Consider the following 15,560-nt stretch of genomic DNA (forward strand, 5'->3'; position numbering starts at 1 on the left):
GGGTTGCCGTCATGACGCCAAAAACGTCTCTATTCTCGGAAAATGCATAATCGCAGATGCACCCTCAAATCACTGGGTGAGATAACTCTGGGCGGCGGGAATCTCATGCGGGTCGGTGCGGTCGGCATCAACAGCAGCAGTAACAGACCCAAAGAGAAAATGGCTAACTCGAACAGTACCGGCGGTGAGGCCAAGAGAGATTTGGCACTTAGCTCGCAAGGTGTGGGGGCTTCATTGGTGTCGGCAAGGGTCTGTGATGACGAGCTAGGGAGGAGAGTTTTTTCCAACGCGTGCAGGCTGGCAATGCGTTGCGTCATACAGACCAGTATGACCAGGCAAGCCAGACAGAGGAACCACTTAGCAGCGCGTTGTCTTTTAACCATTATCCTTGTTTAACCATTATCCGGGCGATTCATCTCAAAAATTATTGAGTCAGTCCCATACAGGATGAGCGCTCATCTTAGCGGCATAATCAAGATTATCAATGTCTGAACCTAAACTATCACTCAACATTACAATTAATGACCAAGGCATTTACTTAAAAAATGTAATGTAGGCGACACATTTACAGGTATCATGTCGGCGGCCCGCCCTATCGCTGGCTAATCCCACTATTTTCCATCGTATCGTCTCCACAGCGAAGGACCGGTTATATGCAACCTTTGAACGGCCCAGGTGCCCCCCTTGCCAGTGATCGCAATGTCGCACCGACCAAGATGACCCATCAGGGCCAAGTGGACGATCAGGCACTGACTCCTGCTCAACGCACCACACTGGAAAAACTGATTGTGCGGATTATGGCTCTCAGCCCGATTAAGTCAGCCGAGATCTGGGCCGCCCTGCGTCACGATTTATCCCTTAGCAGCACCAGTGATTTGCTCGCTCGCCACTTCCAGCCAGCGGAACAACTACTGCAAACTCGCCTATTGCAGACACAGGAAAATCACGCCAATCACCAGTTACGCCAACAACTGACTGAACTGCTGCCGCAGGGTAATAATCGACAGGCGGTGAGCGACTTTATTCGCCAGAATTTTGGTCACACAGTATTAAGCCAGTTAAGCCATTTCGAATTACAGCAAGTATTAGTGCTGCTGCAATCCGGCACGCTAAATATTCCGCAGCCACAGCTGACCACCATAACTGACCGGCCACTATTACCGGCAGAACAGCAAAATATTCAATCGCTGGTGGCAAAACTCAGTGCCGTCACCGGCGAACAGCCGGCAAAAATATGGCAAGCGCTATTTGATATGGTGGGGGTGAAAAGTAGTGACCCGCTACCAGCGCGCCATTTCCAGATCCTCAGTCAGTTTTTGCAGACTAAAGTGGCTCTTAGCCAGCAAACTGCGCCGACACTGGTTAATCTGCAAACCGCGCTAAAACAGCCCGCCACTGCGCAAGAGCAGCAGTTATTGCTCGATTATAGCCAGAACCGCTTTCAGGCCAGCCCCTCGACGCCACTGACACAAGCGCAGCTGAACGATATTATCAATGTGCTATTTTCCGCCCGATTAGACCGGGCCAATGCGGCACAAAATTTAGCCGAAGACCAAAAAATCCTACAGCCACTGATTAACCCAATGATTGTCGCATTACCGCAATCAGTACAAAACTTACTGCAAAAACCGTCACTGGTGATTGTCGCGGTAGCCATAGTGATCGCCTGTTTACTAGTAATATTCCTATAAGCGCCAATCAAACCCGTTAATGGTATAAGAGTGAATAGATTTTCCGATCGCTCACAACCGATGCTGACAGGAATATAACGATGAAGATTTTGGGCCTTATTGGTGGGATGAGTTGGGAATCGACCATTCCTTATTACCGGATGATTAATCAGCAGGTTAAAGAGCAATTAGGCGGGTTGCACAGCGCCAAAATTATTCTCTACAGTGTTGATTTTCATGAAATTGAACAGCTGCAAGTTAAAGGTGACTGGCAGAGCGCGGCAAAAGTGCTGTCTGATGCTGCCGTATCATTAAAACTCGCGGGAGCTGAGGTGGTAGTGGTATGCACAAATACCATGCACAAAGTGGCCGATGATATTGAAGCCGCCAGTGGGTTGCCGTTATTACATATTGCTGATGCCACAGCCGCACAAATTAAGCAGCAAGGGATCAATAAAATAGGCTTATTGGTACCCGCTATACCATGGAGCAAGATTTCTATCGTGGCCGCTTAACTGAAAAACATGATATCGAGGTTATTACGCCAGACAGTGCTGACCGTGAAGTCATTAACCGCATTATTTATGAAGAGCTGTGTCTAGGGGTTATCAATGATATCTCCCGCCAAGAGTATCGCCGAATTATAGGAAAATTAGAGCAACAAGGTGTGCAAGGCATTATCTTTGGCTGCACTGAGATTACCCTGCTGGTGAATGCACAAGATGCCAGTGTGCCGGTCTTCGATACCACAGCTATCCATGCCAAAGCCGCCGCAGAGTATGCACTGAAACCCTAATTGTTATTAGCGGCTAGTTATTAGCGGCTAGTTATTAACGCCAATGTTATTGCCGTTGCGGTTATAGCAAGTCAGCAACGGCAAGCATGAAAATATCAGCCTCTAATAACATTTTTACCCGCAGCCTTGGCGTTATAAAGCATTTTATCCGCGCGGATTAATAATTGCTCCTGCGCTTCATTTTGCGCCAACTCGACCACGCCCAAGCTCATTGTCACGTGAATATTGCCATCCACCGGCATTACCTCAATGAGCTGTCTGATCTCCTCAGCAATGGTTTTAGCCTCGTTTAATTGCGTGTTCGGTAACACGATCATAAATTCATCGCCCCCCCAACGGCCCAAAACGTCGATTTCCCTAATATTATTCCTAATCACATCAACAATATGTGTCAGCGTTAAATCCCCGACAGAGTGGCCATATTGGTCATTAATAAATTTAAAATTATCTAAATCCAGCGAAAGCAATGATAGCGGCTGGCAAAATCGCTTAGCACGGTTATATTCATGCTTCAGAACTTTCTCCAGTAAATAGCGGTTGGCGGCTGAGGTTAATACATCGGTTTCGGAAAGGCTTTTTTTGATATCTAATTGCTGCTGTAGCTGGTAATTGATTTTACGTAACTCTGACGTTCGCTCTTCAACTAATGCTTCCAGCGTTTTGTTTTTTAGCTCTAACTTTTCAAGGCGATGTTTTTTATCATGAATATTCCGGTGAGCCCCGATCATCCTTGATACCGAACCATCGCGATTACGTTCAATCACTTTGCCGCGATCTTCAATCCAGATATAGTCGCCCTCATGAGTCCGGCAGCGATACTCTATCTGGTATCTTTCGGACTGATTATTAATATAGGCATCAAACTGAAACATGACCCGCTCAAAATCATCGGGATGGATAATTTTTTCCCACGTATGTACTGTATTTTCAAATGCATGAACAGGGTATCCCAGCATTTCATACCAACCGGAATTACGGTAAACAAATCCATTGTTTGCATTCCAATCCCAGATACCATCACTTATTACTTCCAGTATTTCATGAACAACGCGCTCGTTTAAATCGGCAATCTTCAGCTTCTGATCACTTTGATTATGGCTCATTGAACTACCCTGCTGTGTTGGTAAATTAAAAAGCAAAAATAGGTTTGTTTAATTATTGTTCTAATATTGTGAATTAACGCTTTTAGGCAGGCAAGGGGTTTTTAACGCTAAATTTGACTTTAAGCAACTAAGAGCACATTAAAAAAAAGTGAGATTTAAGCTAATACGTTAGCATTCAACCACCTACTTTTTATATTGTTATCCACTTTAGTTATTTAGTATAAGATGTTTTTATGAATAACAAGTGATCCCCTCTCATTCTTTTATACAAAAAGATAAAATTAACAAGAAAGATACGTCTCTCTGATGATGACACGCCATTTTTTGCATAAATTATATTTTATAGCGAATAAAAAAGCCCACGATCTCTCGCGGGCCTAGTTATTCAGTATCAACTAGCAGAAATATCTGCCACTGACCTTATTGCTGGTATTTACGCATAACCAGGGTGGCGTTAGTCCCACCAAAACCAAAGCTGTTAGACATCACCGTGGTCAGTTCACGTTGAGTTGGCTTGGTGACGATATTCATCCCCGCCGCTTGCTCATCCAGATTTTCAATATTGATGCTTGGTGCGATAAAACCGTGCTCAACCATCAACAGGCTGAAAATAGCTTCATGGACACCTGCGGCCCCCAGAGAGTGACCGGTCATCGCTTTGGTTGAGGAGATAGCTGGCGTGTTATCACCGAATACTTCACGAATCGCGCCCAGCTCTTTCACATCACCAACCGGTGTAGAAGTGCCGTGTACATTCATGTAGTCGATTGGAGTATCCACACCTTCCATTGCCATCTGCATGCAGCGAACTGCACCTTCACCTGATGGTGCCACCATGTCGGCACCGTCAGAGGTGGCACCGTAGCCAACAATTTCAGCATAAATGTGTGCACCACGGGCCAGAGCATGTTCCAGCTCTTCAACCACCACCATGCCACCACCGCCTGCAATCACAAAACCATCGCGGTCTTGATCATAAGTACGGGAAGCTTTGGTTGGCGTTTCATTGTATTTGGTCGACAATGCGCCCATCGCGTCGAACTCACAGGCCATCTCCCAGCACAGTTCTTCCCCACCACCGGCAAAGACCACATCCTGTTTGCCCAGTTGGATCAGCTCCAAAGCGTGGCCAATACAGTGGGCAGAAGTTGCGCAAGCGGAGCTGATGGAGTAGTTCACCCCTTTGATTTTAAAGGGTGTTGCCAGACAAGCGGAGACACCAGACGCCATGGCTTTTGTCACCATGTAAGGGCCTACGCCTTTCAGGCCGCGGGGGGTACGCATGGCATCAGAGCCGGCCACCTGGTTGCGGGGAGAACCACCACCAGAACCAACAACCAGCCCACTACGGAAATTAGAGACCTGCTCATCCGACAAACCAGAGTCTGCAATCGCTTCTTGCATCGCAAGGTAAGCATAAATTGAGGCGTCGCTCATAAAACGCAGCACTTTGCGATCAATGAGATCTTTTGGCTCAGCGGCGAGTTTTACATCGCCCCAGACATGGCTGCGCATACCTGCGTCTTTAAATTCCTGAGCGAAAGTAATGCCAGAACGGCCTTCCTGCAAAGATGCCAGAACTTCCTGCTGGTTATTACCAATGCTGGAGACAATACCCAAGCCAGTAATGACTGCACGCTTCATTCAATACCTCTTCCACTAATTTTACATTCGGGATTTTGCAACGCACTTTAGCGTACAGTTGTACGCCGAACAAGTCCGATCAGCGTAATATAGCCAGATAATTTTACAATTTGCACGCGGCGGGTCACATAGTTAGAATCGCCCCACCCCTTGAGATACGAGTCTTTTAACGTGAGCCAAGCGCCAATCCAAACTGCAACATTAAGCTGGAATGAACAGGGTACACCTGTATCGGAACAGTTTGATGACATCTATTTTTCTAATGACGATGGGCTGGAAGAGACGCACTATGTTTTTCTCAAGGGCAACGGCTTTCCGGCACGTTTTGCCCAACACCCACGGGATAACTGCATTTTTGCTGAAACCGGCTTTGGTACTGGGTTGAATTTTCTGACATTATGGCGCGATTTTGCCCAATTTAAGCAGCAAAATCCCACCGCCAAACTTCAGCGTTTGCACTATATCAGCTTCGAGAAATACCCCCTACAGATCGCCGATTTGGCGGCTGCCCATGCACGCTGGCCGGAACTGGCGACCTTTGCCGAACAGTTGCGAGCGCAATGGCCCCTGCCCCTTGCTGGCTGCCACCGTATTTTGCTGGCTGAAGGGGCTATCACGCTGGATTTGTGGTTTGGTGATGTCAATACCTTGCTGCCACAGCGGGATGCCAGCTTGAATAATCAAGTGGATGTCTGGTTCCTCGACGGCTTCGCACCCGCCAAAAATCCTGATATGTGGAATGATACCCTGTTCAGTTCGATGGCGCGTATGGCCAGATCGGGAGGCACTTTTGCCACTTTCACCGCCGCCGGATTTGTGCGCCGAGGGTTACAGCAGGCAGGATTTGAGGTCGCTAAAGTGAAAGGCTTCGGGCAAAAACGTGAAATGCTGACTGGCACCTTACCACAAAGCCTCGATACGCAATGCGCCCCTTGGTATCACCGCCCCTCTGCTGCCCATGGTGATGATATCGCAATTGTCGGCGGCGGGATTGTCACTGCATTAACCGCATTGGCTTTGCAGCGCCGTGGGGCGAAGGTCACACTCTATTGCGCCGATACACAACCGGCACAGGGGGCATCCGGTAACCGGCAAGGTGCGCTCTACCCGCTGCTGAATGGCAAAAATGATGCACTGGAGGCTTTTTTCACCAGCGCCTTTACCTTTGCCCGCCGCCAATATGACCAATTGATTGAGCAAGGTATTCGTTTTGATCACCAGTGGTGCGGTGTTAGCCAATTAGCATTTGATGAAAAAAGCCGCGGCAAGATTGATAAGATGCTGCAAAGCCAGTGGCCGGAAGCTCTCGCCCAAGGGATGAACCGCGAACAACTCAGTGCGCTGGCCGGATTAGATTGCGCCCACGATGGCATACACTACCCTGCCGGTGGCTGGCTCTGCCCATCAGATCTCACCATCGCGCTCATAGCGCTGGGACAACAAAACGGCATGGTTTGCCATTATCAGCATGAATTGCAGCAGTTAGCGCAGATTGATGGGCAGTGGCAGCTAACCTTTGCACAAGCCGCCAAACAGCATGCCACCGTGATTCTGGCAACCGGTCACCGCTTACCCGAGTGGGAACAAACTCGCCATCTGCCGCTCTCTGCCGTGCGCGGCCAGGTATCGCATATCCCCACCACGCCCGTACTCAGTCAGTTACGGCAGGTTCTGTGCTATGACGGCTACCTAACACCTGTGAACCCCGCCAATCAGCATCACTGTATTGGGGCCAGTTATCAGCGCGGCGATGTCGCCACTGATTTTCGGGCTGACGAGCAGCAAGAGAACCGCGATCGACTCTTACGCTGCTTACCACAGGTGAGTTGGCCGCAACAGGTTGATATCAGTGATAATCAGGCCCGTTGTGGGGTGCGCTGTGCTATCCGTGACCATTTACCGATGGTCGGTGCGGTGCCGGAGTACGCCGCAACTCTGGCGCAGTATCAGGATCTGCCACGCAAAATTCAGCACGGTGATGAAATAGCCCCAGCCCCAGTGTGGCCGGAGTTATTTATGGTGGGTGCATTGGGGTCACGTGGTTTATGCAGTGCGCCACTGGTGGCTGAAATTCTGGCAGCACAGATATTTGGCGAGCCGCTACCACTGGATGCCTCTACCCTGGCGGCACTGAATCCTAACCGCTTCTGGATTCGAAAATTACTGAAAGGCAGACCGGTGCAACAGAGCTAAACCCTGCTATTTCAGGGCCAAAGGTTATTTAATAGCCTGTTCCAGCAAACGATCCCACAATCCCAGCACCAAAACCTGATCCGGTGGCGATAACTCACCGGCTTTGATGGCTTTTTCCAAACTGGCTTGCACGCGGGCATGTAACTGCTCGGCGGTGTGTTCACCGAACTCTTCCGACTCCGCCACCGCTAACGTCAGATGACCGCGCAGGTAACCACCGGCAAATAAATCATCATCACTGGCGTGCTCTACCATGTCATCTATCTGCGCCAAGATGTGTGTTTCAAACTCTGCGATCATCACTCTTATCCTAATTATATCAATCTGTTATTAAACTAAATCTTCCGGGTAGGGAAATAGTTCTGGGGTCAACGGCGGTGTATTGTAAAACGATTGTAACGCCTGAATAAAGCCTGCAGGTCGTGGGGATACTCCGTTTTCCAGATGCCATAGCACCTGTTCGCGCACTTTACGCTGGAATGTGATTCGATCCGGCTCACAATCCCCGTTCAGATTGTCGCAACTGACATTGAAAGGGAAACCAGCCGCTACACAAAACATCCACTCCAGTGCCTGCGGCTTTATCTCTACCACTTCAAATTGGCTCTGGGTTAACGCATCGCGCCCATCCGGGCAGTACCAATAGCCAAAATCCACAAGCTTGCGCCGCTCTTCGCCGGCAATACACCAATGGGAGATTTCATGCATCGCGCTGGAGTAATAGCCGTGGGCGAAAACCACCCGATGGTAAGGGAGTTGGTCGTCGGCGGGCAGGTAGATAGGTTCATCCTCCCCTTTGACCAATCGCGTATTAAATGAGTCACTAAAGCTGGCATTAAAAACGTCGATCAACTGCTGATAATGATGGGTCATGCTTGAGTCCGTAAGAGCGGTATCGCGAACGACATCAGGTTATCCCTGATAGTTGATACCTTAAGTTAAGCGAAAACGTGTAATCCCAGCCAGGAGGAGATCTCGGCACCGTGGCTGTCGTACAGCAGCTTGCAGCTCATGACGAATGACACCACGACAATCATTGGGCGAATTAATTTCTGCCCTTTCGTCAGCACCATATGCGCCCCCAGACGCGCCCCCAGCACCTGCCCGACCAACATCACCAGCCCAATACTCCACACCACTTTGCCGCCGACAATAAAGAAAGTCAGGCCGCCCAAATTAGAGGTGAAATTCAGGATTTTGGCATGGGCGGTGGATTTCGCCAGATTGAAACCGCACAAGGTGACAAAGGCCAGTGCATAGAAAGAACCCGCGCCGGGGCCAAAGAAACCGTCGTAAAAACCGACCCCACCACCGGCTATCAGGGCAAAGGGCAGTGCAGACAAACGGCGCTTTTGGTCAAATTCGCCGAGCTTAGGGGTCACCAGAAAATAGACGCCGATACCTATCACCAGCAACGGCAAAATTTGCCGCAGAATATCCGCCCGCATATGCTGAACCAAAATCGCGCCCAGCATCGAACCGACCAGAGTCAGTACAATGGTCAGCTTTTGATCCTTTAGATTAACCGCGCCACGGCGGATAAAATAGAGGCTGGCGGAGAACGACCCGCCAACAGATTGCAATTTGTTGGTCGCCAAGGCCTGCGCCGGGGGTAAGCCCACCGCTAACAGCGCCGGGACAGTGAGTAAACCGCCGCCACCCGCGATGGAATCAATAAATCCGGCCAATAACGCAACTACAAACAATATCCCCAGAACCGCAGGACCAAGGGTAAACCAATCCATGATTTATTCCGTAGCAAAATGGTTGTCCAGCAACGCCTGACATGAAGGCGGCAGTGGTGGTGGTAGGGTTTTACCCGGTTTAGCACTTGGCTGATGAGGCTGGAACCAGCTCTCCAGCTCGGCACCGCAGCCATCACCCGCTGGCGGTGTCTCTTGATCCAGGCACTCCAGGCTATCGGCTGGACAGCGCAAACGCACGTGCATATGAGCACGGTGACCAAACCACGGGCGCACTTTATGCAGCCAATGGCGATCCGTGCCCGCATCCAGACAGAGCTGTTTTTTAATCGCTGGATTGACGAAAATGCGGGTCACTTCACTATCGTTAGCCGCTAGTTTAATCAAATTTTCAACTTGTGGCTGCCAAAGTGCTGGCACCACCCCTTTACCGTCCGCGGCAACCAAATCAATAGGTTGCGGTTTTAGCAACTGCTGTTGGTTCCAGCGCTGTGGTGGCAACTGTAACCAGATGTCGACATCCAGACCTGACTGATGACTGGCATGACCGCTGCTAAAACGCCCACCTGCGGGCATCGCCATATCACCAATCAACACCGTACCAAGCTGATTTTTCTGAGCTTTATCACTTAGACGGTGAATAAAGTTCAATAGATCAGGATGGCCAAAATAGCGGCGCTGATCCGGGCGCATCACCTGATAATCTGCCGATTGAAGCGGCAAAGGCATGGCACCAATCACGCAGCCATTGGCAAAACCCCCAATCGACTGTGGCGATCCCAGCACCGGATTCACTATCTGTTGCCACGGCGTCGCAGCCATGACTGGGGCTGTTGCGCCCAGCAACACTATGCCGGCAAGTGCCACCGCACTCGCAATCCATCTGTTCATTGTGCCTACCAGCGCGGAACGTCTGAAACCACATCACCACACTGGGCACGCTGGCGCAGCAGGTGATCCATTAGCACAATTGCCATCATCGCTTCAGCAATCGGGACCGCACGGATGCCGACGCAAGGGTCATGGCGACCACGAGTGACCATCTCCACCGCTTCCCCCTGCCGGTTAATGGTTTGCCCCGGAACCATAATACTGGACGTAGGTTTCAAAGCGATATGCGCCACGACTGGCTGGCCGCTGCTGATACCGCCCAGAATGCCGCCAGCATGGTTGCTCTGGAAACCTTGCGGCGTAATTTCATCACGATTTTCGCTACCACGCTTGGTCACCACCGCAAAACCATCGCCAATTTCCACCCCTTTCACCGCATTGATACTCATCAGCGCATGGGCCAGATCCGCATCCAAACGATCAAAAACCGGCTCGCCCAAACCGACTGGCACCTGTTCAGCCACCACAGTGATTTTGGCACCGATCGAGTCGCCCGCTTTTTTCAGCTCGCGCATCAGCGCATCCAGCGGCTCCAATTTACTGGCATCCGGGCAGAAGAACGGATTCTGCTCGACCAAATCCCAATCAATCAAATCACAGCTGATATCGCCAATTTGTGCCAAATAACCCCGCACCTGCACACCAAATTTCTGCGCCAGATACTTTTTAGCAATGGCACCGGCAGCAACGCGCATCGCCGTTTCACGGGCGGAAGAGCGGCCACCACCACGGTAGTCGCGCACCCCGTATTTCTGTTCATAGGTGTAGTCAGCGTGGCCTGGGCGAAACACGTCTTTAATCGCGCTGTAATCTTGCGAACGCTGATCGGTATTCTCAATCATCAACCCGATACTGGTCCCGGTGGTTAGCCCCTCGAACACACCAGATAAAATACGCACCGCATCCGGCTCGCGGCGTTGGGTGGTATAGCGTGAAGTGCCCGGACGACGTCGGTCGAGATCCAACTGAATATCGGCCTCGGTGATGGGAATACCCGGCGGAACACCATCGATAATACATCCCAAGGCGATGCCGTGAGACTCACCAAAAGTGGTGACGCGGAAAAATTGCCCAATACTGTTCCCAGCCATCACGGCTCCTTACCCTTTAGTGATAAATAAATTACTCATAATTAATCTGCCAGCACAATATCATCGTGCTGGCAGAGGTTATAAGTGGCGCTTAATTAATCGCGATACATGCTGAAATGTGGTGCGCAGTCAATCAGTTGCTGTTTGGTCAGCATAAAGACGCCATCACCACCGTTGTCAAATTCCAGCCAGGTGAACGGCACATCTGGATATTGATCCATCAAATGCACCATGCTGTTGCCCACTTCACAAATCAGCACGCCATCATCTTGCAAGAAGTCTGGCGCACAGGCCAGAATTCGGCGGGCCAGTTTCAGGCCATCACTGCCCGCAGCCAGCCCTAACTCAGGCTCGAAGCGGAACTCCTGTGGCAAATCGGCCATATCTTCAGCATCAACATATGGCGGGTTCGTTACAATCAAGTCATATTTGATCGGCGGCAAGTCGCGGAACAGATCCGAGCGAATTGGCGTGACCTGGTGCTCCATCGAATGCTGCTCAATATTGTGCTCAGTCACCGCCAATACGTCGTTGGAGATATCAACCGCATCCACTTCAGCTTCAGGGAAAGCATAAGCACAGGCAATAGCAATACAGCCGCTACCGGTACACATATCGAGAATATGTTTAGGTTGATGGCGAATCAGCCCATCAAAGCGGTTATTGATTAACTCACCAATCGGTGAGCGAGGCACCAACACGCGCTCATCAACATAATATTCCATGTCACAGAACCAGGCTTTATTGGTCAGGTAAGCCACCGGGATACGCTCGTTGACCCGGCGGATAACCCGCTCAACAATGCGGTGACGCTCGCTGGAGGTCAGACGCGCACTGCGCATATCTTCTGGAATATCAATCGGTAAAAACAGGCTTGGGAAAACCAGTTGCACCGCTTCGTCCCACGGATTATCAGTACCGTGACCATAAAAAATATTGGCGGCATTAAACCGGCTGACTGCCCAGCGCAGCATATCTTGAATGGTGTGCAGCTCATTTACTGCTTCATCGACGAAAATCTTGTCCAAGGTTATCTCCAACTGGTGCGTAAAATCATGATCTATGCCCCTAGTTTGCCATGAAGCCCGCGACAAATCAGCAGCAATACATCAGTAGAATGATAACCGAATAATGAAGAACGCATTAAAGTCGCCACTCAGGCCAGATTTTTATTTAGGCAGATGGCCATCAACAGGTAAACTGGGAACAATTGCAACATGCCAATGAACTAATAATGAAAAACAAATATCACCTGACAACCGATGAACTACAGCTTTTTAAAGAGTCGATAGCCGGGGCAAAGAAGCTGAAGCAAGATACCATCCTCCACCGTGAGCCGCCTAAATTGGGTAAGAAAATCGCCCCTGAGCGATTACTCCAGGAGCAGGTTGATGCTAGCTATTATTTCTCTGATGAATTCCAGCCGCAGCTGGATATGGAAGGCCCGACACGTTATGTGCGGCCAGGTGTCGACCATTTTGAAGTTAAAAAATTGCGGCGTGGCGATTACTCACCCGATATGTTTTTGGATTTACACGGATTAACTCAGAAACAGGCCAAACAAGAGCTAGGTGCCTTGATTGCCGCCTGCAAACGCGAGCATGTGCATTGCGCCTGCATTATGCATGGTCATGGTAAGCATGTCCTGAAACAGCAAACCCCGTTATGGCTGGCGCAGCATCCCGATGTGTTGGCATTCCATCAAGCCCCTAAAGAGTGGGGGGGAACCGCTGCACTGTTGGTGTTAATTGAGTTAGCTGAATAATTGAGATTTATTTTTGCATTTTAGGCTATAACTATTTTTATTACAGCCACTTAGTTCTGCTTAGTGTTACGAGATTATCTCTGTTCAATGATCTAATTTGAATGCGAAGTTACTCGTATTTCTAACCTTACTAAGGAGTTATCAACATGATGGAAAATAGCCCTATATCAACCCAAAAGATTAATCTAGACGGGGTACCAAACGCCAACGGCGGTATGAATTACAATTATCATCCAACTGATGGTAACAAAGAGATCAAACTCCCCTCCGGATCTCACAATAATACCCTAATATTGGGTGCTGGCATCACGCCTGATAAGCTGCACTTCGAAAACATTGGTACGGAACGCTCCCCTACAATAAAAATCACCTTTAACGGTAACCGTTCCGGTGACTACCTGATTATTAATCAGAGCCATGACTTGAGGTTACCAAGATTTGGCTTGCCGATGAATCCAAGATTTGGCTCGCAGACAAATATAGAGGTGGGTGGTGTAAGTCTGCCAATACCGAATATCCATACAGCATTGCGCCAAAATCTGCAGCCCCTATTCCCAGATTCGCTCCCCCGAGGTTCTACAAACAATACTGAAGGCAAAAATAGTTATACTTTTAATTTGGGCGATGGTGGCAGAATGATGACGCTCCCCTTAGGATCTGACAATAATACCCTAATATTTGGTGCTGGCATCACGCCTGATATGCTGCACTTTGAAAACATTAGCACCTCCACTTTCTACCCCAAAACGAAAATCACCGTTAAAAATAGCCCTTCCGGCGACCACCTGATTATTAATGAAAGCTATAGCTCGAAAGCCTATTTTCATAACCCACTGAAAAATATAGAGATAGGAGGTGTAAGTCTGCAAATGCAGGATATCCATACAGCATTACGCCAAAATTTACAGCCCGAATTTCCCAATTTGATCCCCCTGGATTTTACAAAAATCGGCAAAGATGAATATAGTTATACTTTTAATTTGGGTGATGGTGCCAGAGAGTTAAACCTCACTCCCCAATCTCGCCATAATACCCTAATATTGGGTGCTGGCATCACGACTGATAAGCTGCACTTCGAATACATTGGCACGAAACATTACCCTAAAATAAAAATCACCTTTAACGGTAACCGTTCCGGTGACTACCTGGTTATTAATGAAAGCCTTGGCTCGGAATCCACAACGCGTAACTTGCTGAGAAATATAAAGGTGGATGGTGTAAGTCTGCCAATGCGGAGTATCCATACAGCATTGCGCCAAAATCTGCAGCCCCTATTCCCAGATTCGCCCCCCCGAGGTTTGACAAAAAACACCAAGGGAGAGAATAGTTATACTTTTAATTTGGGCGATGGCGGCAGAATGATCACGCTCATCCCCGGAACTCGTAATAATACCCTAATATTTGGTGCTGGCATCACGCCTGATATGCTGCACTTTGAAAGCATTGGCAGCGTTGTATATCCCAAAACGAAAATCACCCTTAAAAATAGCCCTTCCGGCGACCATCTGATTATTAATGAAAGCCATAACTCGAAAGCCTATTTTTATAACTCACTGAAAAATATAGAGGTAGGGGGTGTAAATCTGCCAATGCAGGATATCCATACAGCATTACGCCAAAATTTACAGCCCAAATTTCCAAATTTGATCCCCCTGGATGTTACAAAAATCGGCAAAGATGAATATAGTTATACTTTTAATTTGGGCGATGGTGCCAGAGAGTTAAACCTCACTCCCCAATCTCGCCATAATACCCTAATATTGGATGCTCGCATCACGCCTGATAAGCTGCACTTCGAAAGAGTTGTCACCGATTCACTCCTTAAAACGAAAATCACCTTTAACGGTAACCGTTCCGGTGACTGCTTGATTATTAATGAAAGCCTTGGCTCGGAATCCACAACGCGTAACTTGCTGAGAAATATAAAGGTGGGTGGTGTGAAACTGCCAATGCGGAGTATCTATGCAGCATTGCGCCAAAATCTACAGCCCCTATTCCCAGATTCGCCCCCCCGAGGTTTGACAAAAAACACCAAGGGAGAGAATAGTTATACTTTTAATTTGGGCGATGGTGGCAGACTGATAAAGCTCCCCTCCGGATCTCACCATAATACCCTAACATTGGGTGCTGGCATCACGCTTGATAAGCTGCACTTCGAAAGCATTGGCAGCGTTGTACGTCCTAAAACGAAAATCACCGTTAAAAATAGCCCTTCCGGCGACTACCTGGTTATTAATGAAAACCTTAAATCAACATCCTCAGGTTGTAACTCACTGAAAAATATTGAAGTGAATGGCCAAATTTTGGTAATGGCGGATATCCGCAAGGATCTGGGACAAGGGCTACAACCCACATTCCCTGATAAAAACGCCACCGCCAAAGAGGCAACCAATATAACGACAGGGATGGATGCCGATGACGGCAATATCTTCAGAGACAACAAAGGTAACGGTGATAAGCTACTAAATTTCAATGAGTTTAGCAGAGTGGAAGGGGTAAAAAATACGTTGAAAGAAGAAAGCACTACAAAACAAAATGCTCATATATCCCCTGAGCTTACTCCCACCACCTCAGATGCAATAGCATCATTCGGTGCTGAAAATGAACTGCAATCAACTTCCTGCTATGGCAATCCAGCAGTAACCGTCAGGTCGGTGGTACCTTTGATTACCGCTGGAGTTTAGACTTAATCAGTCTTCGTAAG

The 15,560-nt window shown here is 48.8% G+C and carries 13 protein-coding genes and 1 pseudogene; 5 read left to right on the forward strand and 9 right to left on the reverse strand.

Going from position 1 to position 15,560, the window contains the following annotated elements; all coding sequences use genetic code 11:
• Nucleotides 1-29 precede the first annotated feature (29 nt).
• Nucleotides 30-383, reverse strand: coding sequence for a hypothetical protein (locus tag HRK25_RS19145; protein WP_032898875.1), 354 nt, complete (start codon nucleotides 381-383; stop codon nucleotides 30-32).
• Nucleotides 384-653: 270 nt separating this feature from the next.
• Here HRK25_RS19145 and flk point away from each other — a divergent pair, with 270 nt between their 5' ends.
• Complete coding sequence (gene flk, locus HRK25_RS19150) at nucleotides 654-1,691, forward strand: flagella biosynthesis regulator Flk (RefSeq protein WP_005278929.1); 1,038 nt, start codon at nucleotides 654-656, stop codon at nucleotides 1,689-1,691.
• Between the two features lie 80 nt (nucleotides 1,692-1,771).
• A pseudogene (locus tag HRK25_RS19155) lies at nucleotides 1,772-2,466 on the forward strand (aspartate/glutamate racemase family protein).
• Between the two features lie 95 nt (nucleotides 2,467-2,561).
• Here HRK25_RS19155 and HRK25_RS19160 read toward each other — a convergent pair.
• Nucleotides 2,562-3,569 (reverse strand): sensor domain-containing diguanylate cyclase, encoded by a 1,008-nt coding sequence (locus tag HRK25_RS19160; protein ID WP_005278923.1) that lies wholly within the window; start codon nucleotides 3,567-3,569, stop codon nucleotides 2,562-2,564.
• A 420-nt stretch (nucleotides 3,570-3,989) separates the two neighbouring features.
• Nucleotides 3,990-5,213 carry a beta-ketoacyl-ACP synthase I gene (gene fabB, locus HRK25_RS19165; protein WP_005278921.1) on the reverse strand — a complete coding sequence of 408 codons (1,224 nt, stop codon included), beginning with the start codon at nucleotides 5,211-5,213 and terminating at the stop codon, nucleotides 3,990-3,992.
• 171 nt (nucleotides 5,214-5,384) lie between these two features.
• On the opposite strand from fabB, the gene mnmC reads away from it, so the two are divergent.
• Complete coding sequence (mnmC, locus tag HRK25_RS19170; RefSeq protein WP_005278917.1) at nucleotides 5,385-7,406, forward strand: bifunctional tRNA (5-methylaminomethyl-2-thiouridine)(34)-methyltransferase MnmC2/FAD-dependent 5-carboxymethylaminomethyl-2-thiouridine(34) oxidoreductase MnmC1; 2,022 nt, start codon at nucleotides 5,385-5,387, stop codon at nucleotides 7,404-7,406.
• 24 nt (nucleotides 7,407-7,430) lie between these two features.
• Here mnmC and HRK25_RS19175 read toward each other — a convergent pair whose 3' ends face one another.
• The 6 genes from HRK25_RS19175 to prmB form a co-directional block, all read right to left on the reverse strand.
• A complete protein-coding gene (locus HRK25_RS19175; protein ID WP_005278915.1) occupies nucleotides 7,431-7,706 on the reverse strand; it encodes a YfcL family protein in 276 nt (91 codons plus the stop codon).
• Between the two features lie 30 nt (nucleotides 7,707-7,736).
• Nucleotides 7,737-8,279: an elongation factor P hydroxylase gene (locus HRK25_RS19180; protein WP_005278913.1), complete on the reverse strand. Its 543-nt coding sequence runs from the start codon at nucleotides 8,277-8,279 to the stop codon at nucleotides 7,737-7,739.
• Nucleotides 8,280-8,344: 65 nt separating this feature from the next.
• Entirely contained in the window at nucleotides 8,345-9,151 is an 807-nt protein-coding gene (locus HRK25_RS19185; protein WP_005278911.1) for a sulfite exporter TauE/SafE family protein, read from the reverse strand.
• Between the two features lie 3 nt (nucleotides 9,152-9,154).
• Nucleotides 9,155-10,000, reverse strand: coding sequence for a penicillin-insensitive murein endopeptidase (gene mepA, locus HRK25_RS19190; protein WP_032898874.1), 846 nt, complete (start codon nucleotides 9,998-10,000; stop codon nucleotides 9,155-9,157).
• Nucleotides 10,001-10,005: 5 nt separating this feature from the next.
• Entirely contained in the window at nucleotides 10,006-11,091 is a 1,086-nt protein-coding gene (gene aroC / locus HRK25_RS19195) for a chorismate synthase (RefSeq protein ID WP_005278907.1), read from the reverse strand.
• A gap of 95 nt (nucleotides 11,092-11,186) precedes the next feature.
• Nucleotides 11,187-12,119 carry a 50S ribosomal protein L3 N(5)-glutamine methyltransferase gene (gene prmB, locus HRK25_RS19200; RefSeq protein ID WP_032898873.1) on the reverse strand — a complete coding sequence of 311 codons (933 nt, stop codon included), beginning with the start codon at nucleotides 12,117-12,119 and terminating at the stop codon, nucleotides 11,187-11,189.
• Between the two features lie 206 nt (nucleotides 12,120-12,325).
• Here prmB and smrB point away from each other — a divergent pair, with 206 nt between their 5' ends.
• Together smrB and HRK25_RS19210 are read left to right on the forward strand one after the other, a co-directional pair.
• Nucleotides 12,326-12,856, forward strand: a complete 531-nt coding sequence (smrB, locus tag HRK25_RS19205; protein ID WP_032898871.1) for an endonuclease SmrB — start codon at nucleotides 12,326-12,328, stop codon at nucleotides 12,854-12,856.
• A gap of 146 nt (nucleotides 12,857-13,002) precedes the next feature.
• The gene (locus HRK25_RS19210; protein WP_032898870.1) at nucleotides 13,003-15,540 is read left to right on the forward strand and encodes a hypothetical protein; all 2,538 of its coding nucleotides are present in this window, start codon (nucleotides 13,003-13,005) and stop codon (nucleotides 15,538-15,540) included.
• Nucleotides 15,541-15,560: the final 20 nt, after the last annotated feature.

The sequence above is a fragment of the Yersinia bercovieri ATCC 43970 genome (genome assembly GCF_013282745.1).
Classification (GTDB): Bacteria; Pseudomonadota; Gammaproteobacteria; order Enterobacterales; family Enterobacteriaceae; genus Yersinia; species Yersinia bercovieri.